At 66.2% G+C, this 23481-nt stretch carries 14 protein-coding genes and 2 pseudogenes; 10 read left to right on the top strand and 6 right to left on the bottom strand.

Annotated elements, in window-relative coordinates:
• Positions 1–17 precede the first annotated feature (17 nt).
• The 4 genes from tap (at position 18) to OG905_RS00060 (ending at position 7184) form a co-directional block, all read left to right on the top strand.
• Entirely contained in the window at positions 18–2192 is a 2175-nt protein-coding gene (gene tap / locus OG905_RS00075; protein ID WP_328665243.1) for a telomere-associated protein Tap, read from the top strand.
• A 3-nt stretch (positions 2193–2195) separates the two neighbouring features.
• Positions 2196–2786: a telomere-protecting terminal protein Tpg gene (tpg, locus tag OG905_RS00070; protein ID WP_328665241.1), complete on the top strand. Its 591-nt coding sequence runs from the start codon at positions 2196–2198 to the stop codon at positions 2784–2786.
• Between the two features lie 782 nt (positions 2787–3568).
• A complete protein-coding gene (locus OG905_RS00065) occupies positions 3569–6547 on the top strand; it encodes a S1 family peptidase (protein ID WP_328665239.1) in 2979 nt (992 codons plus the stop codon).
• Between the two features lie 43 nt (positions 6548–6590).
• Positions 6591–7184, top strand: a complete 594-nt coding sequence (locus OG905_RS00060) for an NUDIX hydrolase (protein ID WP_328665237.1) — start codon at positions 6591–6593, stop codon at positions 7182–7184.
• Here the strand turns inward: OG905_RS00060 and OG905_RS00055 are convergent.
• Positions 7174–8397 (bottom strand): hypothetical protein, encoded by a 1224-nt coding sequence (locus tag OG905_RS00055; protein WP_328665236.1) that lies wholly within the window; start codon positions 8395–8397, stop codon positions 7174–7176. The genes OG905_RS00060 and OG905_RS00055 overlap by 11 nt on opposite strands.
• Before the next feature lie 60 nt (positions 8398–8457).
• Here OG905_RS00055 and OG905_RS00050 point away from each other — a divergent pair, with 60 nt between their 5' ends.
• Complete coding sequence (locus OG905_RS00050; RefSeq protein WP_328665234.1) at positions 8458–8835, top strand: CU044_2847 family protein; 378 nt, start codon at positions 8458–8460, stop codon at positions 8833–8835.
• 295 nt (positions 8836–9130) lie between these two features.
• The gene (locus OG905_RS00045; protein WP_328665232.1) at positions 9131–9340 is read left to right on the top strand and encodes a hypothetical protein; all 210 of its coding nucleotides are present in this window, start codon (positions 9131–9133) and stop codon (positions 9338–9340) included.
• Positions 9341–9706: 366 nt separating this feature from the next.
• Here OG905_RS00045 and OG905_RS00040 read toward each other — a convergent pair whose 3' ends face one another.
• The 4 genes and pseudogenes from OG905_RS00040 to OG905_RS00025 form a co-directional block, all read right to left on the bottom strand.
• Positions 9707–12373: an IPT/TIG domain-containing protein gene (locus OG905_RS00040; protein ID WP_328665231.1), complete on the bottom strand. Its 2667-nt coding sequence runs from the start codon at positions 12371–12373 to the stop codon at positions 9707–9709.
• Between the two features lie 163 nt (positions 12374–12536).
• Positions 12537–12689: a helicase gene (locus OG905_RS00035; protein ID WP_328665230.1), complete on the bottom strand. Its 153-nt coding sequence runs from the start codon at positions 12687–12689 to the stop codon at positions 12537–12539.
• 53 nt (positions 12690–12742) lie between these two features.
• A pseudogene (locus OG905_RS00030) lies at positions 12743–13025 on the bottom strand (helicase); the annotation flags it as partial.
• Between the two features lie 88 nt (positions 13026–13113).
• Complete coding sequence (locus OG905_RS00025) at positions 13114–16068, bottom strand: NACHT domain-containing protein (RefSeq protein WP_328665228.1); 2955 nt, start codon at positions 16066–16068, stop codon at positions 13114–13116.
• An 87-nt stretch (positions 16069–16155) separates the two neighbouring features.
• On the opposite strand from OG905_RS00025, the gene OG905_RS00020 reads away from it, so the two are divergent.
• Both OG905_RS00020 and OG905_RS00015 read left to right on the top strand, forming a co-directional pair.
• A complete protein-coding gene (locus tag OG905_RS00020) occupies positions 16156–16365 on the top strand; it encodes a hypothetical protein (protein WP_328665226.1) in 210 nt (69 codons plus the stop codon).
• A 378-nt stretch (positions 16366–16743) separates the two neighbouring features.
• Entirely contained in the window at positions 16744–17844 is a 1101-nt protein-coding gene (locus tag OG905_RS00015) for a hypothetical protein (RefSeq protein ID WP_328665224.1), read from the top strand.
• A gap of 68 nt (positions 17845–17912) precedes the next feature.
• Here the strand turns inward: OG905_RS00015 and OG905_RS00010 are convergent, their stop codons facing one another.
• Positions 17913–20300 (bottom strand): DEAD/DEAH box helicase, encoded by a 2388-nt coding sequence (locus tag OG905_RS00010; RefSeq protein ID WP_328665221.1) that lies wholly within the window; start codon positions 20298–20300, stop codon positions 17913–17915.
• 1020 nt (positions 20301–21320) lie between these two features.
• On the opposite strand from OG905_RS00010, the gene OG905_RS00005 reads away from it, so the two are divergent.
• Together OG905_RS00005 and OG905_RS38945 are read left to right on the top strand one after the other, a co-directional pair.
• Positions 21321–21707 carry a hypothetical protein gene (locus OG905_RS00005; protein WP_328665219.1) on the top strand — a complete coding sequence of 129 codons (387 nt, stop codon included), beginning with the start codon at positions 21321–21323 and terminating at the stop codon, positions 21705–21707.
• Positions 21708–21754: 47 nt separating this feature from the next.
• Positions 21755–22402, top strand: a pseudogene (locus OG905_RS38945) (radical SAM protein); the annotation flags it as partial.
• Positions 22403–23481 lie beyond the last annotated feature (1079 nt).

The following is a 23481-nucleotide window of genomic DNA, read 5'->3' as shown; positions in this document are numbered from 1 at the left end:
GCGAGGAAGAACCGCAGATGACAAACCAGCCACCGCAGTTGTTCACCGCGATCGACTCGCTCCTCGCCGCCGTCGACGACGGCACCGTGCTGCCCACCCCGGCCGAGCGGGTACGGCTGCGCGAGGCAGCCGGCCTCACCCAGGCTGCCGTCGCCCAGGCACTGGGCGTACGGGTACCGAGCATCACCGCCTGGGAAGCCGGCCGCGCCGAACCCCGAGGCGAGCGCCTGGAGGCCTACCGCCGCCTCCTCGAGGGCCTCGCCCACCGCTACCCCGCCCCCGCAACACCCCCCGGCGGCGAAGACGTTGCCCGGCAACCGGCACCCCGATCCCCGGCATCGCAGGGAGCGACTTCAGCCCCCACACCGTCCCCGGCCCCGGAGCCCTCCTCCGGCCCACCCGCCGTGCCCGGAGCACCGACGACGCCCGCAACCCAGAGCGCACCCGAACCGGAGCGCCCCGCTACCCGGCCCGCCACGTCGGCGCACCGTCCGGTGAAGAAGCGGGCCGCCCCGCCCCTCGACACCGACCCGTCCTTCCCGCACGGCCCGCTCACCGTCCTGGACGGCGACGGCTGCGCATACGGCATCGACGGCATCGTGCTGGACTGCCCGGCCACCACGGTCCCGGAACTGGTGGAGTGGACCCTCGCCGAGTCCGGACTCGGTGCGGCGAAACTGCACCGCAACGGCAAGGACGCCGACCCTCTGGTCGTGCTCACTGCGGCGGCCGCAGTGAAACTCGGACTGCCCGAGCGCCTGGAGGGCCATGAGCAACGCCGCTCGCTGCGCCTGCCCGCCGATCATCCGGTGGTCAAGCAGGTGGCGAAGGCGAAGTGGAAGCTCACTCAGCGCGGGTTCGGCCCATGGGCGCGCATCTACCGTCCCGCGCAGTCGGGTCAGCGCAGGTGCGTACAGCTTGCCGTCCTGTCGTGGGACGCCCTCGATGAGCGTTCCTGGCCGGGCGTTGCGCAGATGAAGCCGGCCGACATCGCCCGCGTCCTGGGCATCTACGCGATGCGGGTCATCACCCCGCGTGGCAGCACGGCCGTCTCCGGGCTGGAGCTGATGACCGCGCTGCGCCCGCCCACCCGAGCCGTCCAGGACAAGGAGACCGGGAACTGGGTGTCCGGCTACAACCCGGGTTCGCTGGGCACCGAGCCGATGGATCCGGCGCCGCCGGAGGCCACTGCCGAGCATCCCGTGGTCGTGAACTCCGGCTGGACGGGCGGCTTCCTGGACGAGGAGGCGTACCAGTGGGTCCGTGACGTGGATCTGCTCACGGGGGAGGAAGCATCCCTGCCGTGGGCGGTGGGCCTGGATCTGAACACCGCGTTCCTCGCAGCCGCGGCCCGGCTCACCGTGGGCCTGTCTGCCCCGGACCACTTCCACGCACCCACGTTCAACGCGAAGATCCCCGGCTCCTGGCTGGTCGACCTCTCCCGCATCGAGATGGACCCGCGCCTGCCCTCGCCGTTCACCCCGTCCGGGATCCGCCCCCAGGGCCCGGCCTGGTACCAGACGCACACCGTCGCCTACGCCCAGGAACTCGGCTACAACGTCCAGCCGCTCGAGGCCTACCTGCGCCGTGAGACGGGCGCCTACCTGGACCCGTGGCACGACCGGCTCAAGACCGCCTACGTTGACACCCTCGCCGACCTCGGCGTCTCCAAGGATCTGACGGACCAGGAGTTCCTCGCGGCGATGGAACGGCACAAGGACGCCGACCCGGCCCTGGCCGCGGTCCTCGCCGCGATCAAAGCAACCGTCAAGGGCGGCGTCGGCAAACTCCGCGAGCGCCCTCAGGGCCGCCACTACAAGCAGGGCGAACGATGGCCAGCCCTGGAACGGCCGACCTGGCGCCCCGACATCCGCGCCGCAGTCATCTCCAAGGCACGGGTCAACATGCACCGCAAGCTGAACAACATGGCAAAGATGACGGGCCTGTACCCGCTGGCCGTGCTGTCCGACTGCGTCGTCTACCCCTCACCCGGCCGCAGCCCGCTGGACTTCCTGCCCTACAACGCCTCCGGCAAGCCCCAATTTGGCGGCTTCCGCCTCGGCCCCACCCCCGGCCTGGCCAAACTCGAAGGCGTCCAGGAGATGGCCTGGGCGGTCGACCTGATGGAGCAGGGCTACAACCCCGCCCGCCACATCAAGGGCGGCGACGCCGTTCTGGACGAAGGGGAATAGGCCATGGTGCGACGGATCCGCCCGGGCAACGCGGACGCCGACGACGCCCTCGTCCTCGACGCCATCGAGCGTGCCGGGCAGGATGCTTTCACCCGCGAGCCCCCCAAGACTCTCAAGGGCCGCATCAACTTCCTGCTCAAGCAGTTGAAGACGACCAGGGCCGTTGCCCAGACACTCGGCATCACCCAGCGCTCGGTGGAGCGCTACCGCACCGGCGAGCGGAAGCACCCGCCCAAGGCGATCGCCGACCGGATCGACGCCGCGGTGCGCGCCCGCTGGCAACCGAAGGTCCGTGACCGTCGCCGGAAGCAGGCCGCCACCTCGACCGGGATCACCGTGGAAGCCCGCGCCCGCTTCGGCTACACCGCACCCATCGGTACGACCGACGACGGCCGCATGCGGCGCATCACCGTCCACCTGCCCGCCGACTACGCCCGGCGTCTCTTCGACGCCCAGCAAGGCATCGGTGCCCTGAGCCCCAACGAGGTCATCGCCGAAGGAATCCAGGAGGGGTACTTCAAGGACAACGGCCGCCGCGCCGACCAGCTTGAGGTCGAATTCACCGACATCGACTACATCGATGTCTCCTTCTGACTGAGCCCGCGTCGGCCCGGTGCTCCTCCACATCCGCTGCACGGCGCTGGGCCCGCGCCAACGACCCCGACTTCCCGTTCCTCAGCGGCAAGCGCGGCGCCGAACTCCTCTACTGCGTCGGGGACCTCACCGGGCACGCAACCGGCCCCGTGCCGCCGTCGGCACCACCCACTTGTCGTGACCAGGTCCGGATACGCGACGGGCCCCGGTGGAGCAGATGCATCCTCCGAGGCAACGTGGCCTGTCCGGCGCCCTGACGAGGTCGGGCTTTTGATCAGCTGCTGACGATGTCGAGCAGATCCTGGAAGCGGCGGTTCACGTGTATACGGACTGAGATGTCCCCGCCGCGCCTGTGTTTCCCAACGCTGCCGGCAAGCGCAGGGCCGAACTCCTCTACCGCGTCGGCGACCTCAAGCGCTGGGCAAGCAACCGCCCCCGTGCTGGGGCTGGTGGGGAATCCGCTTGATCCTGTGACAGATGTGGGTGGCTGGGGCAGTGTCGGGCGTCATGGTTGCTCTTCGTTCCCGCCGTCTGGAAGGGCTCTTCGGGGCCCGGCTGGACGCGGTCTCGCACGCCCAGGTTGTCGCCCTGAAGACGAATGCGGTCTCCGAGTCGTACGACCTGGAGTTCAAGGGGGAGCTCTACGGGGGCAACGACAAGGCGAAGCGGGATTGTGGTCCTCGTCGCTCTGAGTCGTGTTTGAAGGCGGACACCGGGGGTGGCTACTGGATTCCGGTGGCAGCGCACGGAAGGCTGGCTGCCCGACCCCAGAGGAGTAGGGCATGGTCGCTGACGACGAGGCGTGGGAGAGACTGGACGCATTGAACCGGCTGGCCGTCGATCAGGTGGTCGGCGTAGGGACCGCGGACGACCCCTATGGCTCCGGATTCTTGGTCTCCGAAGACACCGTCCTGACCTGCGCCCATGTTGTACAGAACTGCGAGGCGGTTTCGGTTTCTGTGCGGGGGCGCACGATGGATGCCGAAGTGGTCCGCATGGTTCCAGAGTACGGAGGTGAAAGGGACATCTATGAGTTCCCGGACCTCGCGGAGCTCCGTCTTTGTCAGCCTCTGGAGGGCGGCATCGGCGTGTGGCTCGGAGAGCAGGGACCGTCGCAGGGCGGAGAGGTGGCTGTCCACGGATTCAGCGAGGACACCCTGGAAGCTGGCGTGCAGCGGGACACTTTGCGCCTCGTCGTGGCTGGGCCGGCCGGGCAGTTAGTGCGGCTCCAAGGGGATCAGGTTGTGCAGGGATTCAGTGGCGGCCCGGTGCTTGACCTCCGTACCGGGCGGGTGTGCGGCGTGCTCAAGGCGTCGCGCGACGACCAGGACTCCCTTGGCGGCTGGTTCATCCCCGTCGATGCCGTACGACACCATTTCCCTGAGCTGGCGGAGCGCAACTACCGGGCTCACCAGCCCGGCACCGAGTGGTGCAACTGGGCGCTGGACCGCAAGCGCCGGCAGACCGCGCTCTTTGGCCACTTCGGGAGCGGCGCTCCGCGGCGCGCCGTATCCCGTGTGACCCCAGCACAGCTGCTTGCCCAAGGCACGATGCCTTTCCAGGATCGCCCGGAGCTAGCGGATCTGCGGGCATGGTGCGACGACGACCCGGACTACTTGCTGCGGCTGCTGCACGCGTCGGGGGGCTCTGGCAAAACCAGGCTCGCCGGTGAACTGTGCCGCGAGATGCACAAGCACGGTTGGATCGCCGGGTTTGTAGACAAAAGGGCGCTGGGCAGGCCGGAGTGGTTGGTCGAACTCATCGATGCCCTCTCGGCGGGCATTCCGGTACTGGTCGTCTTCGACTACGCCCAGGCTCGGCTGGATGACATCTGTGCGCAGCTGGAGCACGTGTACCAGTACGGCCCCGAGGGGATGCGGCTGCGGTTGCTGCTCCTCGCCCGCTCGGACGAACCGCTGTGGCAGGCGCTGAAGCGCCGTGTTGATGACTGGGCGCTGGCCGGTGCGAGCGTCGTACAGCTTCCCAGGACCATCGCGAATTCATCCTTGGCCTCCAGGGCTTTCAAGGTGTTCGCCGACCGCCTCGGCTGCGGGTGGCTCGCCGCGCCGGGATCGCTGGACGCACGCGCTGAAGAGCAGGATTCGCTGCTGGGCGTGCTCGCACTCGCGCTGGACGCGGTCCTCGCTTTAGAGCAGGGCGGTACCTGGGCTGAAGCCGGCGATCCGCTGGAGCGGATCTGCGACCATGAGATCCGGGGCTGGCACGCTCTGCTCGCGGCACGCCTGCCCGGGGAGACGGCGCTGTCCGGCGAGAGCGGTGAGCGCGTGTCGGAAGGACTGTTACTCGTTCCTACCTTGGTCCCCGGACTGCCCCGAACCGACCTCACCGACGTGTTGAACCGGGTCTATTCGGCGGCCTTTCCCGGGCGACAGGCGCTCAACACGTTCGGCGTCCAGACCTCTCTGCAGATGCTCTATCCCGCCGGAGGTGATCAAGTGGCCCCGCTGGAGCCGGACCGGATCGGCGAGATTCTGGTCCGCCGGGTCCTCAGCACGCCGGAGAGCTCAGGGCACACCAACGCCTATCTTGCCGCGCTGCTGCAGACACGCCATCACGCCTCGGAGGCCCGGATCGCGGCGGCCGCGGAGACGGTCGAAGTGCTCGCCCGGGCCCGCGGCTGCACGGGCGTGGGCCGGGTCGAGGTCCACCCCGCGCACCAGGCCTTGGACGCGGCCCTGGGCCAGGCCGTCGCCGAGCACCCAGAAGTGCTGTTGCTCGCGCTTGTCATCACCGGCGGTGTGCTGCCCCACGCCGAGCCGCTGGCCGACCTCATGCTGCCAGTGCTCGAGGTATGCGAGCCGCCACTGCTCGCCTCAGTCGAAAACAGGTTGCCCAACTACCCTTCGAGTCTGTCCCCGGTCGCAGTGGTGGTCCTCGGCCGGTTGCTGGACCTGCCGAGTGCGCAATTCACCGAGGAAGACCAACTCCTCAGGCTGCGCCGCCTTTCCCGCTACAGCCTCCGACTCGACGACACGGGGCGGAACCACATGGCGCTGGAAGCGGCCCGCCAGGCCGTCACACTGAGCCGCGACCTGGTGCGCCAGTCCGGACGGCACATGGCCGAGTACGCAGCGGCGCTCAATAACCTGAGCCTGCTGCTGCACCGCGCCGGTGAGACGGGGCCCGCGCTGGACCAGAGCAGGCTGGCGGTTGACCTCTACGAGCAGTTGTTGGCACAAGCCGAGAGGGAAAGCCTGCCGCGGCAGAGGCGCCTCTTGGACGCCGCGGCGGCCCTGAGTACTCTCGCGCTGCTGCGCCTGAAGGACGGCCAGGTGCACGCGGCTGCCCGCGAGGCCGCCCGAGGTGTTCTGTTGTGCGAACAAGCGAGTCCAGGTGCCCGACAGGACGACACGATGCTGGATTGCCTCGAAGTACTTGCCGAGTGCAGGCAGCGGACCGGCCTGATCAAGGCTGCCGTCGTCTCCGGAGAAGAGTCCTTAGCGCTGCTTCGCGAATTGGCCGAGCGACAGCCAGGGCGGTACTTTGCGAGGCTTCCCGAGACGCTGCACCGCCACGCGAGGGGCCTCATCAGGGCAGGCCAGTACCGGCAGGCATATCTCGCGTTGAGGGAGGCCGCGAACCTGCGTAAAGGGCTTCCTGGCCGGGACCCCGCACGGCTTGCAGCGCAGCGGCAATCATTGCGTGCGCTGGCTGAACTGTGCTGCGACCTCAGTGAGTTCTCTCATGAGCGTGCGTCCTGGCTGGAGCAGCTGGAGTCCCTGGACGATCATGGCGGATGAGGACCGTCGCACGGTAGTCCATGACATTCCAGGCAGGAGCGATATGCCGACCGACCACGAGAATTCCGGCTCTCCCGCGCCGATCCGGCGCCATCGGGCCGTCGAGGTCTTCAGCAACCGCTTCGGGCGGCTGTACAACGACGACGTTGTCTCACCGGGCGGGCTGCCAGGTAACTACCTGCGGTGGCAGTGGGCGCAGACGGGGGTGGTGGTGGTACCGGTGGGTCCGGACGGCATGGCCTTGGTGCCTACATATCGCTATCCGGTGGGCGCTGTCTCCCTGGAGTTCCCGCGCGGCGGTTGCGAGCCTGGTGAGCACCCCGAGAAAGCCGCTGTGCGCGAACTGCGGGAGGAGGCCGGACTCGAGGCCTCCTCTGTGCGCGACCTCGGATTGATCCACGCGGATACCGGCCTGATCGAGACCGGCATCCACGTCTGCTGGGCCACCGTGCTTTCCGCGGAGCGCAAGGCCGCCCGGCCGGAAGCAATGGAGTCGGTGGCCGAACCGGTGTGGGTCTCGCAAGATGAGATGCTGGACTGGTTGCGGCAAGGACGGATCACTTGTGGTGTCACGATCGCCGCCTACGCCCTGGTGATGGCTGAGCGGAATACGCTGCCGCTGGTGGCTAGAGGGTGACCACCCGGTCGAATTGATCGAGGTCCTTCAATGATCGCCGGGGAGCCTGGATCCAGTCGCCCTCCGCTGCCTCGGTCGGACGGTTCACCACGTGGAATGACAGGTTCTGGGCGGTGCTTGCAGCCGCCGTCTGGATCTCCAGCCCCGCCCCCAGGCGACCGGTCGCCGGGTCCTCATCCAAGCCGAAGCGCATCAGACGTGCCTCACCCCGCAGGTGGTCCCATGCCCGGCCGCCACTGGCACGGAACGTGCGGTCGAACGCCTCCATCATCCACGAACTGAACTCTTTGACAGCGGCCCGTAGGACCGAGACGTCCGGCTGCAGGCCACGCCGGAGCCGTGCCAACTCCCGCACCAGCGCGTTGCGTGAGGGCTGCGCCGTCGCCTCGAACAAGACCTCCACAGGGAGCTGCGACAGCAGGAAATTGTCGAGCACTGCTGCGGGCAGCTCTGCCTGTTCCAGAATCCGGCGGCTTCGCGAAGCCGGGATCGTATCCGGTACATCGCGCGGGCTGGCCATACCGACGTCCAACGCACTCGGGAGAGCCTGCCGGTAGGACTCACCGGCCCAGTCGTCCACCGACTGCAGTGCCAGTACTACTTCCGCGCTCGCCCTTGGGGATGTCTTCCGGTAGCAGTCCAGCCAGTCACGGAGCGACTTGTAGTACAGCACCTCTTGGTCGCTGGACCACATCAGAGCGGCGTCCAAGACTGCCCGCGTATCGCCTTGAGCCTGCTGGAGCCCCAGCTCCAGTCGGTGCAGCACACCGGATTTGAAGGCAGCCTCCACCACTTTTCCCTCGTAAGGCACGAAGTGGGCGGCTGCCATCGCGTCCAGCTGGTCCACATAGGCGGAGCAGGGAACGTTGTCAACGTTCTTCGCCTCATGCTCGTCTCTGATCCTGTGGAGCGTGTACCCCGCCCGGCGAGCCACACGGATCCGGCCCTCCTCCAGCAGCGGGGCGAGATCCGGGAGCACAGTTCTTGCTGCGGCGTTCTCGACTTCTTGAGCTTCCTGCGGCGAGACGAGCGCGCGGAAGTCTCGTTTGTTGAGGCTCTGGGAGTCCCCGATCAGTAGAGTGTCCGCGAAGAGTACGTGCAGTAGCACACGCGACCGTAGGTCTGGGGCTCCGTCAATCGGTGCCTTCGCATGCGGCTCGACGTCAGAAAGGTAAATCCTTTCCGCGCTCGTCGCCAGAGAATCGTTGTCCACCGGCCGTCACCTCTCTAGTCGCGATGCAGTTCCTGAGCATTACATCAGCAAGGAGGAGAATTGTCAGAGATTGTCCAGGTGGAGACGCACGAGGGAACTCTCTGGGTGCGCATCGAGGATCGTGGCGGGCCCAGGGATACGGCGTTCGGTGGCAGATACCAGTTGGATGATCTTCCCCGCACACTGGAGACCGTCGTCGGCAGCGTGCGCTCGGGGCTGCGGAACGTTGCCCCGGACGAAGTTACGCTCGAATTCGGAATCGAACTAGCCATCAAGGCCGGACTCTTGGTGAGCGCAGTGGCGAGCGCGGGCGGGAAGACCACCCTCAAAGTATCGGCAACCTGGAGGAAGGACGGGGAACCTGCCCTCTCAGTGACAGCGCCTGACCAGCCCGAAGAACCTGAGGAAGTTAACGAACCTGATTCCCCTGCCATTTAGAATGGACTCCCGTCTGGGAAGCAGGTGTCCTCCTCTCCCAGATTTGCGCGCATCACATCCGTTTCAGAGGATGAGGACCTGGTTCTCGACATCTGGTCCGGCCTGCGGCTCCTGGCCCGACACGCGCGGGACCGGGCCGCCGCTGGCGGTCCCGCCACCGTCCGCGCGACCATCTGGCCCGTCACTCCGGACCTTCCGGCCGAACTGCGCAACCCCCGAAGCCACTTCGTAGTAGGCGGCACGCTCGGCAGCCACCTGTTGACAGCTCTGCAGGTGACGTCTGTCTTCGACGTCGATGACCTACCGAAGACGGGCCAGCTCTGATCGCGGCAACCTCCGTCCTTGCCGCGGCCTGATCCAGCACTTCGGCTACCCGGAGACGCTCCAGATGACCACGGACGGCGTCATCCGCAGCAAGTACTGGGATACACGCCGGTACGGCCCCCGCGTACAGGAGTGGGCGACCCAGGCCCAGGTCGACACGACGCAGGACACCGTCGGCTGAACTCACGGGGCCCCGGGGTATTTGCCATGACATCTCGGGACCCCGACGGGCGGGGGAGGCCGTGCTGAACGACCCGATGCGCCGCCAGGGCGGCAAATCGGGCACCCGTTATGACAGCACGTCATGGTCACCAAAATCCGCCGCCGTTCGCGGTACACGACCTGGCGGACCGCGCACTGCACTACCGCGCCGTACCCGACGCTTTCCCGCAGCACCATCCGGCAGCTCGGGCCGTCGCACGTCTGCCACGCCAGCAGCCCGGCCCTGCCGACTGGTGCTGGTACGCAAGTGCTGCGTCAGCGGAGGGCTGCTTCTGCGTCGTCCTTCCCAACCGCGGGCGTGCTGCCCAGCCAATCTGACATGAGTTCAGCGGCCCACGGAAAGGACGATGTTGGAGTCGGCCGGTGCTATGTGCTCAGCGTTGAGAATGTGTGCCTGGAACGCGTACACGCCCGGTACGGAATCCCTGCTGAAGCGGGCGAAGAAATTTCCGTCCGCATTGGTCCACGCATCGGCCACGACGAGCTCGTCGTCCGGACACCTCATATCCACGCGCACCTTCTCGTCTGCGTAGGGCGGGAATATCTCGCCGCCGACGTAGACATACTGCCCGGCGGTATCAAATTCCTTGTGCAGGCGGACGATGCCCCGTTCCTGGGGTTTGACGTAGGTGAGTGTGCCGCCGATTGGCGCCAGCCACGTGGCCGGGTGACCAGTGATGTCGAGCCGATCCTCGTAGGCTCTCGGCACCCAGCCGGACACAGACACCGGAGCCGGCTCGTAGGTGTGCTTCCACATCTCCTCGCGGGGGACAACCAGCAGGTCGAGTATGCGCTCGCCCTCCCCCTCGAGGTAGAGCCAGCGGTGAGGCAGGTACACCTGGTAGCCGGGCGGCACACCCTCGACAGAGAGCAGGATGACCGATGCATGCGGCAGGGGATTGCGCACCGCGATCGTCTGCAGGACCGGTTCGGGCAGTCCGGGTCTTTCCTGTTCGCCCGGTGAGGACTTGGGGGCGGGCATGAAGGTGAAGACATTCTCCTGAGCGCTGTTGTTGCCCGTAGTGACCTCGCCGGGCTGCTTGGATATCTCTACCTTCAGGCACGTGTGCTCTCCCACCGTGGGGACCCACGGGGCCGTACTGATTTCGGTTCCGTTGGCGGGAATGCTGGAGACAGTGTTAGTCCTGATCGGCGACCAGTTGCCGTTGTCACCTACTCCGGGAGGAGTGACCACGTAGTGGGTGACGCGGACATTGTCGGCGGGTGCCTTTCCGTCGTTGTGGACGCGGGCTTGGAAGCGGTTGACTTCCATCACCCTCGGCACATCGCCGTTGCCCATCGGGTTGCCGCTGGCGTCGACCGAGTCGAACGTGCCGTAAGGCATCCGGTCCACCCAGATGTCGCGCGTCTCCCACGTGCTGGTGTTCCAGGGATCGATGCGCAGATCGAAGTCACCGCCTGGTGTGTCGGGAACGGTTTGCGCCCACTCCACGCGCACCTTGCACACCCGCGGCCTCTCCTGCACCGCTCCGTTGACGACAGTCACCTTGAAGGTACGAAGCGGGTCGATAGCGTCTTCGCCGGTTGTCAGAATGCGGCTCTGCTGCTGCAGGAGTGTGATGAGACGCGTCTGATGGTTGTTGTTGAGCGTCCCAGTGATGGCTCTGCTGATGACCACGCCGCCGTCTGGGCCGCCGCCTGCCGGAAGCGGGATGTTGGTGTCGAAGATCTGCGCAGCTGGATTTGCCGGATCGGGACGCTGCCGTACCTCGACGAAGTAGTACAGGCCGCCGCTGACCCGGATGCGGAGCAGATGGCAGCGGGCGGGATCGGCATCCTGCGTGGGGCCGTGGGCAATGAGGTCGAACTCCTGAGAGAACGGAGTCCGGCTCCACGACAGGTCCTTGATGTTCTCCGGGGCGTACCAGCCGAGTTGGTGCATGAAGAAGCCGCTGAACAACGGGTGGGAGTCGTGGTTTCCCATCATCTCGAAGTCCTGGACGGTAGCTTCGCTGGGGTCAACGAGATCGCTGCTGTAGACATCCTCGCCCAGCACCATCCCAGGATCGACGAGAACGTGCCCGAACTCGTGGGCAGTGCGCCCCCAGTCCGCGTCGTGACGCTGAGCGATTACGCTGAGCGGTTTACTCGGCGTGATGTTGATAGCGGTGCCGGCGCCGTCGTTGTAGGCGAAGTTGCTGCGTGTTGCACCGCCCCAGGCACGCACCTCACGATTAGGCATGAAGACCGAGCTGACGAGCACGTTGTAGTCGTTGAGATTTAGCCCCTGGTCCACCGCCCCCTGTGCGCACTCGGCCCAAAGCTGGTCCAGCCGTGTCTCGTCAATGTTCGGGTATCCTGGGGCGCCATTGGCACGGTGGTAGTAATCCGTACCCTTCAGCAACGTGACGAAGTTGGTGACGTCAACGCGGACGTTGAGTTTGTTGTAGCTGGCCTGGGCATAGAAGGTGGTCATCTGCGCGAAGGTGTCAACGATCTGCTGCCGCGTCGTGGTGAGGTTCGGCGGCACCTGGTCAGTCGGGTAGCAAGCCACGACGAGCACGCGAGCGGTGCCGGTGGGCGGGATGTCTCCGGCTTCCGCGCCAGCCCCGACGTAGGAAAACGGCGGTCCGTCCGCCCCTGCCTCCTCAGGCCAGGGCAGGAGCTCGAATTCCGTCGGTGCGGTGGCTGTGTTGCCAGCCACGGTGACCGTCACCAGACCGCCACGGGTCTCTGGTGCGGTGATGACGACAAGCCGACGTGGCTCGGCTGCGACGACATGAGCCGGTACGTCGCCGACCGTTACCTCGTTGTCCAGTCGCTCTCCTGCGAAGCCACGCCCCACGAGGACCATCAGCGTGCCCGCCTGCCCGCGTCGTGGGCCGAAGTCCGCGATTTCGGGCACCGCTGCCTTCGGCGCAGCCTCGAACGGGTAAGCCTGAAGGAAATCATCCAGGCGGGAAGGGTCGAGCAGATGCTCCCTCAAGGGGAGGGACGGGTGACGCAGATCAAATGCGAGTGGTGCGGCCACGACTGGCTGCTCCTTGGTCTCCCCGAGTCGGAATTGGTTTGTCCCCTCACCCAGCGTTCACCCATGTGGAGTACCGGGCAACTCGGGCCGGATACGCAATTTGAACTATGAACAGGCGGCGCCGCGTGCTGCCCAGACTGATCCTCAGCGGCCATATGAACCCCTAGGCTGCCCAGTGGAGTCCGAGTTCGGCCAGCTGCTGGAGCTTGTCTTCGGTGAGCTTTGCGTGTCTGGTCTTGGTGTTCGACAGGAACACCCGCAGCTTCACGTCGGTCCCGTCGGGGAGTGTCTTGACGTGGGCTCTGGAGACCGTCACAGAGCCCGTACGCGCCTTTGTACTGCCGGCAGGGGCATTATTAACGCCCTGTTCGAAGGCTCCAGAACCGCCCTTGCGGGTCTTCGCCGGAGTCTCTTCCCCTCTTCATCGTGAGCCCGAAGGCCCTCCAAAACCTTGATGAGAGGGCGATACGACGAAGAAGTGAACATGTCCTCGGGCTGCTCGCCCGGCTCCAGGAATACGGGCACGATCAAGGAAGACAGCTTGCCCTCTCCCGGCTTCTGACGGAGCGCCCGGCCGGGGATCCTGGGCGATGTCGTGCGGGGCGCCCTTGGGGTCCAGCAGGGCCACTGAGTCCACCGCCCGGATGTCGATTATCTAGAGGTGGGGGAGTGCGAGGGACGTTTGTTCTGTCGGCGGCATGCAGGGAGCAACTGTGCGGGGACCTGGTCTGAGGGGCAGCTCAGGTGCTTACTGTTCGGGGTCGTGGGTACAGCCCGACTGCGTCCGGGGCGAACCGCTCGAGGCCGACAACGTTGCTCGCGTAGCTGATGGAGATCTTGATTCCTTCGATCTTGCTCAGGGGGGTGATGTCGATGGTGTCGGATTGTGTCTGACGGCAGCTAATGAAGAACCGCTCGAGGTTGGGGAAGAGATCCGGAACCAGATTCAGTTGTGTATCTGAGTCCGGCAGAAGCCGGAGGTAGGTAACACTGCGCATGGGGACGGCCTGGTTGAGGTCGTAATCGGATATGCAGAGTTCTGTCATATGGGGGAGAGCGGCAATTTCTTGCCATTCTCCCTTGTCAGGGGCAGTGTTGATTACCAGGTCTTGCAGTTGCTGCCACTTAGAGACGCCGGCTAGACGTGTGCCGATCCAACCACCCAAGGCAAGTGAGGTGAGGCCTCCCGGTGCTGGCAGGTCCGCCAGACTCGCCCAGGGCAGTGGCGTGTAGAGGGAAAGGGCGGTGAGCCCGGGCAGGGAATCTAGTGCGTCGAAGGAGAATTCGTCCGGCAAGAGAAGAAGGCGCAAGCTGGGAAGCAGGAGTCCCGCAAGGTCTTCAATGTGCGCGAGTTGGGTGCACTCGGAGAGGGCGAGTTCTTTTAAAGCAGGGAATCTGCGGACGAACTTCAAGTCTGTGAGCAGTTGGCCGGAGTATATCTCCAGCGTATGGGTGTGTTCGGATGAGAGGTGTTCGGTGATCTCGTCTTCGGTGAATGTCTGCCGAAAGGCGATGTCGGTGATGGGTTTCAGGAGACGCAGGGCCTTTCGCTGATCATGGGTGTGTACGTCTATTTTCTCAGGCAGGCGATCCCGGAAGGGAAGGATTATGTCCCGGGCGTATTGGTCAGCCTCGAAGTGCTTCCAGCCGTTGAGTAGCGTATGTGGTGCTGAGCCAGGAGGCAGGGACTGTATGAAGCGGCGGAGGAAGGCGTAGGCATGGTCACCGCCGATTGCGGCGGCAGTTTCGACGACGGAACCCACCTCATCGCCCTCCAGGCCTTGGGGCCCAGGCAGCAGGTCCAGGATCCCCGGCCCGAGCGCGGCAAGCTCGTTCGCCTCCTCCTGGGAGCGGGGCGGCATCAGGACGCGTGCACGCTGTTCGATCAGCCTGCGAGCGTCGGGCGCGATCTCGGTGGCGTACTGCAGGCTGGCGGCCGCCAAGAGATGGACTCTGTTCCTGTGTTCGCCCTCGGCATCGCCGCGTTCGACGAGGCGGCGGAGGAGGTCAGCGCTCTCGGCTGGGCGGGCGTGGGCGACGGCCATGCGTACGACGTCCTCCCACTGGTCGTCGTGGGCATTGTTGACCAGCAGCGGAAAGTCGTGGGCTTCGATGGCGGCTTTGGCCCCGAGGTAGTCCTGGAAAGTGCGGTGCACGAAGTCGATGGTGTCCACGGTGGGCTGGCGCAGGAGCCCGCTGCGGCCGACCAGGTGCGTCAGAACCTGGTCGGCTGTGCCCTGTTCGGCCACGGCTGGCATGGCCGGCAGCGCATCGCCGACCAGGGCCAGCGCGGTGGTCCGGTCCATCTCGGCCTGACGGTTGCGGATGAGCCAGTAGGCCAGACGCTGCAGTAGCTGGACGCTCTGGTGCTCGGTGAGCTGAATGCCTTCAGGGACGTCGATGCTGCGCTCGAGGTCACGGCGCACGAGCAGCATCGACAGCGCTGCCTCGTAGAGCTCCATACGGCTGTGAGGCAGATGCCCGCGGCGGTCCCGGTGCAGCGCGCAGATGAGCGCACACATCAGGGGAGTGCTGGACAACTGCGTCAGGTCACGCTGAGCACGTACCGTCACCTGGAGGGCTGCTTCGAGATCATGTAACTGTGAGCGTTCGGCATCGGTCGCCGCACTATGCCGGGCAGCGGTATGCCACCTGCCAACGAACACTCCGGTGTCGGTGGCGCTCATGGGCCGCACCGTCAGTTCGGTGAACCGGGATGACGCCAGCCAGCCTTCGGGAACAGCTGACGGCCGCGTGGTGACCACGAAATACGCGTCCTTGTACGCCGCCAAGAGCCGCTCGAGCCAGTCCCGCGTGGCACCCCGATGCTCTTGAGGAACCTCGTCGATGCCGTCGACCAGGACGAGTGCCTCGCCCCTGGTGAGTGCGTCATCGGCCCAGCCCTCAGGTTGCGAGGCGGCCAGGGGCGTTCCGACCGCAGAGAGGAAATCATGTGGCTCCGGAAGGGGCCCACGCCTCACCAGCGTCCGCAGCGGCAGGACGAACGGTATCTGCCCCCGCCAGTCCGCCAGTTCCTCCGGCAGCTGATTGCGCGCCGTGGCGACAGCCAGCCACTGCAACAGCGTTGTCTTTCCGCTGCCGGCGAGCCCTCGCAGAAGTACCCGTCGGCAGTCGGCCAACGCGTTCTCTGCACGCTTCACCACGACGGATGGCCGGTCACCCGCTTCCTCGCTGCCTGCAGGCCAGCCTTCCGGCCGCTTCGCCAGTTCCAGGCTCAGGTACGCCGCGTCCAGTGGCCAGTGCGCGCGTTCCGGTCGACTCAAATCGAGTCCTACGACAGTCAGTTGAGAATGCCGTTCCGCCACGTAGCTGAGGTACCGCTCCTCGAACGAAGGCTGCACCGTCGGCCGCACTGACCGAAGAACAAGCCTCCTCGGAGAGTCCTCTTGTACCTGCGGTATGCGCGCAGCGGCCTGGTGTAAGGCCAGCAACGGCTCCACATCCGCACCCAGAGCCATCGCCAGGGCCACCAGCGTGGCCTCGGAGGGCACCTTATGGCCGTTCAGTGCCTGGCTGACCGTTGTCCGCCCCAGCCCTGTCCGCTGCTGCAACCCGCCCATCTGCAGACCCCGCTGCGTCCTGAGGGTGCGCAGCCGCAGCGCGAGTTCCGCCAACGGATCCTCGTGCACCTCCTCCATGTCCTGCTTCTCCGTCTCTTGGGCGACCGTCTTCATTCATCTTTGTTCGGCCTGAACCCCGGTGAACACCAAAACCGCGAAATTCCCCGGAGTCACCGTCGTCGATCGTCCTGGGAAGAAGACATGAACACCTCACCCACCCACCTGATGCTCCTGGCCCTGCTTCTGGCGGTCGTCGCGCTCTTCTGCACGCTCGTAGGAGCAGCGGCCGGTCTGCTTGCTCGCATCGACGGAGCCACCTACGCCACCGCCCTGCTGCGCGGCGCCCTGGCCTTCGCGGGCAGTGCCACCCTCTCCCTGGCGCTGCTGACCTTCGTCCTCACGGCGCTGTGAACCGACGGGTGCTTTCTCCCACCCGCAGGCGAAGGCGTGGCGCCCGCCATGGCGGACGCCGTTGATCGTGGGCGCCGGGGAAGCCCGGCCAGGACCGTGACGTCTATCGCAGGTGTCCGTTTGTCTGGGGCTGTGTGGGTCTGGGGCACGTAGAGTACGCGGCCTGGCCGGGGTGGAGGGGTGTTCCGGGAAGCCGGCACCGGTGCTCTGGGCGGGAGTTACGTTCGGCACGTGTCCCGTTCCTTCCTCGCCTTCTGGTCCGTATTTGCTGGTGGTGGGGTGCTGGGTGGTCGTCGTTGGGTGCCACCCACCGCGGCCATCTGGTAGCCATGGCCAGTCACCTGGCAAGTCAGCCCCTGCCACGCACTGGGCCCTCCAGTGGCAGTGCTCCTCACTACGCTTCGAGGAGACGTCACGAAGGGGGACGAGGTGGCCAACAAAGACATAGACCATCGGGCGATCGAACGGCATGTCAAGGAGATCAACAAGGCTTACGAGCGCGCCGCCCGGAAGTACCCGATCACCGTGCCGGTCCAGGGCAAGGGATTCACCGTCTCCTCCGGGATTGTGGGGGCGGGGATCGAGCAGGACCCCGATCTGGTCCGGCTCCTGATCTGGTTGGGCGAGCAGGCCCCTGGGAGCGGGCACTTCGCGAGTCAGGCCGACTTCGCTGAGCAGACAGGAATGCCGCCGGAGGACGTCCAGGTTCTGGCTCATGCGCTTGAGCGGGACGGCCTGGTCGACTCAATGGGCCCGTTCAGCGACGCCAAGGCCTACAGGGTGTCCGCGGACGGGCGAGTAGAGCTGCGACGGCTCACCCAACTGCGTAACGATCCAGCCGGCCGGCACCGCTATGCCACGGATGCCTTCCTGCGCTGGCTCTACACCACCGCCCACGACCAGCGCCCCATCGACCCGACGGGCTTCCTCACCACCGCCGAATCCCACTTCGCCGGAGGCGAACTGTCAGGCACAGAGTTGCATTACGCCCTGGCGCGCCTGACCCACTCCGGGCTTGTCGAAGAAGCCCCCACCGAGCCCATGGCCATCGCCATCACCATCGACGGCATCGACTGCGTACTGTCTGGAGCAACCGTGAGCGATTACCTGAACCGGACACGCCCCGGGGACTACTACAGCATTAGCGGCAACACAAATGTCGTTGCTGGATCCCAGGGCAGCGTGGTGCAGAACAACCACAACAACGCCTTCGACCCGAGCGCGCTGCGAGAGTTCGCTGCGACGGTCCAGCAGTTCGCCCCGACACTCGGCATGGCGCCTGAACAGCAGGCCGAACTCATCGAGGATGCTGAGATCCTCAGCGAAGAAACCAGCAGCGAGACCGCAGAGCCCGGACGTGTCCGTTCCACCTACGAACGAATCCAGCGTCGGCTCGGAGAATTCACCACGGCATCAGCAGGCCTCGGGGCCCTGATCCAGCAAGGTCAACAGGCATACAGCACGGTCTTCGGGGGCTAAAACCGCAGACTGAGACAGCACTTTGGGGCGGTCACCCCAAAACTTTGGCGACCGCCCCACAGCGCTGTCTATGCCGCCCACTCCAGCCCGAGTTCGGCCAGCTGCTGGAGCTTGTCGGCGGTGAGCTTCGCGCGTCTGGTTTTGGTGTTGGAGAGGAACACCCCGAGCTTGACCTCGGTCCCGTCCTCCAGCGTTTCTACGTGGGCCCTGGGGACGGTCACTGAGCCCGTACGCGCCTTGTACTGCCGCAGGGCCTCAACGCCTCGTTCGAAGGCTGCAGAGCCGCCCTTGCGGGCCTTCGCCGGAGCCTCTTCCGGTGCGGGGTGGGACTGGATGCCGAGTTGTTCCAGGAGTTCGCGCTGCTTGGGCATCAGGCTGTGCCACGCGGCGTGTTCGCGTTGCCGTTCCAGCCATTTGCCGACGTCCGTGCCGTGGACGGTGACTCCGGGCAGCAGTTCGGTCAGTGTGGCTTCGTCGGCCAGGAGTTCGCGTACGGCGGCGTAGCGCCGCTGCCATTCGACCGGCCAGTGCGGGTTCCAGTGCTCATCGATCGCCGCCAGTGCCTCGGCCCGTTCCGGGTGGCCGGCGAGCGCGCCCGGCCGCCGCAGGTTGGACAGCCACTGCCCGACCGGCCTGTCCAGTGCCGTCGCGGCCCTTGGGGCGCACAGCGTCCAGCGCTGCTCGTAGTAGACCCGCGCGGCCGCGAGGTTCTCCCCGAACGCGGCGTCGGCGGCGTCCCATGCCATGCCGAGCTGCTCCAGCCGTTCCGCACGCTTGCCGGTCATCTGCCCGGCTCCGTACGCGCGGCGCTGCTCCGCGATCCACTGCCCCAGCGGGTATGCGCCTTCCTTGTGGTCGTACGGCACCCGCAAGTGCGCCTGGCGCTCGTGGAACCGGCGCGCGGCGGCCCATCCACGCCCCCAGTCCTGCCGCTCGGTGTCGATCACGTTGAAGGACACCCAGTCCGCGACCATCACCGGATCACGCGGAGCTGCGAAACGCAGCAGCAGCCGGGATTCCTCTTCGCCTTCCTCCGGCTCCGAACCGATATTCCACGACGGGTCCACGACACTCGTCTGCGGTTCCTGTGGAATCGCGAGCAGTTCCACGGCCTCTTCATCGTGAGCCCGAAGACCCTCCAAAACCTTGATGAGAGGGCGATACGACGAAGAAGTGAACATGTCCTCGGGCTGCTCGCCCGGCTCCAGGAACACGGGCACGATCAAAGAAGCCAGCTTGCCCTCTCCCGGCTTCTGACGCAGCGCCCGGCCGATGGCCTGGACGATGTCGTGCGGGGCGCCCTTGGGGTCCAGCAGGGCCACCGAGTCCACCGCCCGGATGTCGACGCCCTCGCCCAGGACGCGGCAGTTGGAGAGCACCGCACGCCGCGCCGTGGTCCCGAAACCGCCCAGCACCTCCCGCCGGCGCTCGGCCACGTGCTCGCCACACAGCCAGTTGGCCCAGATCGCTTTCGGGTACTTCTCCGGCTGGTCCGCGTGCAGCTTCGCCGCCACCCGCCCCAGGCCCTCCGCGTACGCCTGCGCCTCTATCGTCCGGTGGTGGAAGGTGATGGTCGTCTGCAGCTGATGGTCTGCCATGGTGCGCAGTAGTGCCGCCTGGAGGGCACCGAGCCGCTGCCCGCGCACCACTTCCTCCCGCTTCTCCGGGCCGCGCAGCCGCTCCGGGGTGACGACCGGGTCCTGGAGCTCCACAACGATGATCTGGTAGCGCGCAAGCAAGCCGCGGGCCACCGCCGACGCCAATGTCAGCCGGTACAGGACGGGCCCGAAGATGGCTTCGTCGTCCATGGACGCGGCCATCTCCTCCGGCAGCGCATCCCGCACCCCCTCGGCCACCTCCCAGGACGGAGGGCGCTCCTGCCAGATCCGCGGCGTCGCCGTCAGGTACAGCCGACGCGCTGCCGGAATCACCATCTGGTCGTGGATCTCCGCCCACGCCTTCCCCAGCGATCCGCTGGTTCGGTGCGCTTCATCGACCACCGCCAGGTCCACCGACTGAAGTTGCTGCCCGTAGACACCCTCGAACGCCTCCGCCAGGACCCCAAGGCTCGCGTACGTGGCGTAGATGGTCACCGGGCCCGTGCCGTGCCACAGCGCCAGCTGCGGCGCGCTCGTGGTGCACCGCACCCTCAACGACCACAGCTCCGGGTCCTCCTGGAGCGAGCACACCGCAACCGCCGGCCCCGTATGCCCGACCGCCCGCCACGCCTTCACCGTCTGCGTCAGAAGGTCCAGCGTCGGCACCAGCACGAGGACCCGCCCGTTCGGCACGATCCTCCGCGCGGCAGAGGCAGCAATCATGGTCTTCCCGGTCCCGCACGCGGCAACGACCTGCCCGCGCAGGCCATGTGCGGGGATCCCGCCGGGAGGGATGTCGAGACCGCGCACAATGGCGTCAACGGCCTCCACCTGGTGGTCTCGCAGCCGGATCCCCATCAGGACTCGTTCCCCCTCACCGCTGAGCAGCAAAGTGATTGTGAGTAGTCGCCGTCTGGTCCCGTCGTCAGCCCACAGCCAGTCGGCCAGGTGCCAGCTGCCTGGCGCTGCTGTGCGGCGCAGCGTCAGCGAGCACCTCCAGACCGAACGTCCTCAACCGGATTGGCTCCACCTGATCGTGTCCTTCCAAGCCGTCCACGCATTCACCGTCAAACGGCTTCCGCATCGTCTCCTCCACGACCGATACCGGCCCACACGCGGGGGAGGTCAGGCTGGCTTGCCCAACACTCCAGATCGCAGTGATCTTTGGGCAGTGGCCGAGTGCTGGAGCAGCCTGTTTAGGGCTGCGGAGGCCCCGGTGGACACGCACCTTCCAAAGCAAGCGTCGCCGGGGCCACCCGCATGGGCTCTAGTTGCCTGTCCGTCTTCACCAAACAAGTCAAGAGTGCCCTCCGGCAGGGTACAGCCTTCACCCCCTTCGACAGCGCTTACGTACGTGATCAACGTTGGCTCCACTTGGCGTGCCCATGCCAATTACTGGGAGTGGAGCCGCCGCGAAGCCTCTGACGGAGGAGTCATCCGACCGGCTTGCCACGCATGGTGAGGATTCTTGGCTTCTCAAACTTCCTGGCGGGCGAATCACGAATGCCCACGCGCTTTATGCATGGAAAGCTCCAACTGCGAGATGGGCCAGTAATCAACCCTCTATCTCGCGGCACGTTAGTTCACCCATCCCTCTCATTTGGTGATCTCACAGTTGCGCTTAAGTGGACACCTCTTCCCTCCCATCGCTGACCAGTCGTCCGCAAGAGAGCGGGCACCGGCGGGAGCAACTCCCGAGCCTCGATGGCGTTTTCAGCGTTGAGTGCCCGTGGGACACGTACTGCCGCACCGAAGCGGATACAGTCTGGGGAGCCGCGCATCGTGTCTCCTCGGGCACCTTCCAAGAGTCAGCACCGAGACCTGCGACGCGCGTTCAAAACCCTGTCCGTCTTCACGAATGAGAAGAGGTACTACCTCGTGTCCGTCACGTCCGCTCAAGCCTTCGACCCTGGCGAAGACCCGGTTCTGCTCCAGCAGATTCGCGAGATTCTGTCCGACGACCGCCGCAGTGACCTGGAGCGATTCATCCGAACAGTGCCTCTCGCAGGCGCGAGGTGCGCTGCTGTGGAGCCCCAGGCGGTGTGCCCTCACTGCACCAAGCGCAATGAGAACCTGGTCCGCAACAAACGCCGACTGATCACCACCGCGCAGTCGACCCTCGGGCTCTGCGCGACGGGGCTGGGCACGACCGGAGTCGTCCTCTTCGTCGACGGCGCTCCGCTGGAAGCGAGCGCTGCCGGCGTCCTTGCTGGCCTGTTCGTCACCGGGGTCAGGGCACTCCAGAAGCTCAAGCCCGGTCGCTGACCGAAGCCTCACAGCCGTCACTACGCCGGTCTCGCACGCTGGGGCATCTGGGGCGGGCACCGCCCCAGAACTCCCATCTCCCGTTCCGCGAGATCGTTTTGAAGGTCCATAGCAGATGTGATCTTGCGTGTGACCACTGCTATATGTATGAACACGCTGATCAGAGCTGGCGTACCCGCCCAAAAGTAGTCTCTGACGAAGCGATTTCCTGGACAGCTCTGCGACTGGCCGAGCATGCCAAGAGCCATGCCCTGCCCTCCGTGTCAGTGCTCCTGCACGGAGGGGAGCCACTTCTGGCGGGGCCTCAGCGACTGCGCCGTATCTGCGAGGAGCTCACAGCGGCCCTCCACGGCGTCGCGGATCTCGATCTGCAGATCCACACCAACGGCATACAGCTCAGCCCCTGGCTATCTCGACCCCTTGAACGAGTACGACATCCGGGCCGGGATCAGCCTCGACGGCGACAGACACGCGAACGACCGCCACCGCCGGTTCGCCGACGGCCGCACCAAGCCATCGCCTGGTCCCGAGAGCCGTCGATCTGCTGCACCAGGAGCGCTACGCCACCTTTACCTCGGTCTGCTGTGCACGATCGACGTGGCGAACGATCCGGTCGCGGTGTACGACGCCCTCGCCGAGCTAGAGCCGCCGCGATCGACTTCCCGCTGCCGCACGACGCTGCGCCGGTCCAGCCCTTCGCCATGCGATCCCCACGGCACGGCTACCAGTTCGTGGCCGCGCGCCCGCGTGGCTGCGGAGCTGGAGGACGAGGGTGATCAGTACCCATGCGCCGAGGGTGCCGGTGATCGCGACGGGGGGTGTCCCGGGCCGGCGGAGAGCGGGACGGGGTGCGCTGCGAGTCCCTCCGCGAGGGCGAGCGCGCTGTCCGCCGATAGGTCGACCCCGCTCCTCGGCGTTCAGCTCCTTCAGCTCGTCGTCCGACTTGAAGCTGCCGTCGCTTATCGACGAGGAGGCGTACTCGGTCCATGAGCCGTCGTAGTTCTTTACGTGCTCGACCCTGCGAGTGCAGGGGAGCCGTACGACAGCTGGCTGGTGATCTTCGACAACGAGGCAGACCCGAACTCCACAAGGAGCCCCCGGCCCGCGCCTTCGTGTCGAGCAAGCTTGTCGTCGTGCCTGGGGATGCATCATGCCAAGAGCCATGCGCTGCTCTCTGCTCAGTGCGGCCCGCGACGGCATGAAGCCACGTCAACGAGATGGGGCTGCTGCTCGACTGCGGCTTCATCAAGTGCACCCGCGTCGTCGGCAATGCCATGGCCAAGGGCTACAGGGGCGGCAACACGCTGGCGCGCCGGAGCACTCGACGGCGTCGCGGACCTCGGTCTGAGCATTCATACGCGCCCGCTGGTTCGCCCAGTGGTCGAGTCCTGCGGCGGCGGTCTCTACGCCCACCGGTACAGCGGGCGCGGCTTCGCCAACCCTCCGTCTACTGCGCGGACCTGGCCGTTCTGGTCGAGGGCATTGCCGAGCGGATCACCGAGCGCGTGCTCGTACCGATGGTTACCGGCGCTTGGCCCAGCTGGGCTCCGTCTGTACGTTGCGGGCCTCGGGGTGGCCGACCTCGCGGACGGCGGGATCATGTTGGTCGGGGCTCGGCAGCGAGCTGCTGCCGGGGGCTCGACCAGATGCACCGTCATACGACGAGCATGCCGGTGCACGTCGCTGAACCCCGACGTGGCCCTGGGCTCTAGAACAACTCTTGAGCGGGGAAGCCGTCCCGGGCAGACTTGCCCGGACATCTTCGAGCTGAGCA

The sequence above is a fragment of the Streptomyces sp. NBC_00322 genome (assembly GCF_036147535.1).
In the GTDB taxonomy this organism is placed as follows: domain Bacteria; phylum Actinomycetota; class Actinomycetes; order Streptomycetales; family Streptomycetaceae; genus Streptomyces.
Note: the sequence above shows the minus strand (reverse complement) of the source record. Positions and strands in the feature narration are given on the sequence as shown.

What these genes read in the sequence shown, in the direction of transcription:
- tap (WP_328665243.1), top strand. Translation starts at nt 18, where the DNA reads ATGACAAACCAGCCACCGCAGTTGTTCACCGCGATCGACTCGCTCCTC.
- OG905_RS00025 (WP_328665228.1), bottom strand. Translation starts at nt 16,068, where the DNA reads ATGAAGACGGTCGCCCAAGAGACGGAGAAGCAGGACATGGAGGAGGTG.
- OG905_RS00045 (WP_328665232.1), top strand. Translation starts at nt 9,131, where the DNA reads ATGACCTACCGAAGACGGGCCAGCTCTGATCGCGGCAACCTCCGTCCT.
- OG905_RS00020 (WP_328665226.1), top strand. Translation starts at nt 16,156, where the DNA reads ATGAACACCTCACCCACCCACCTGATGCTCCTGGCCCTGCTTCTGGCG.
- OG905_RS00060 (WP_328665237.1), top strand. Translation starts at nt 6,591, where the DNA reads ATGCCGACCGACCACGAGAATTCCGGCTCTCCCGCGCCGATCCGGCGC.
- tpg (WP_328665241.1), top strand. Translation starts at nt 2,196, where the DNA reads ATGGTGCGACGGATCCGCCCGGGCAACGCGGACGCCGACGACGCCCTC.
- OG905_RS00065 (WP_328665239.1), top strand. Translation starts at nt 3,569, where the DNA reads ATGGTCGCTGACGACGAGGCGTGGGAGAGACTGGACGCATTGAACCGG.
- OG905_RS00010 (WP_328665221.1), bottom strand. Translation starts at nt 20,300, where the DNA reads ATGGGGATCCGGCTGCGAGACCACCAGGTGGAGGCCGTTGACGCCATT.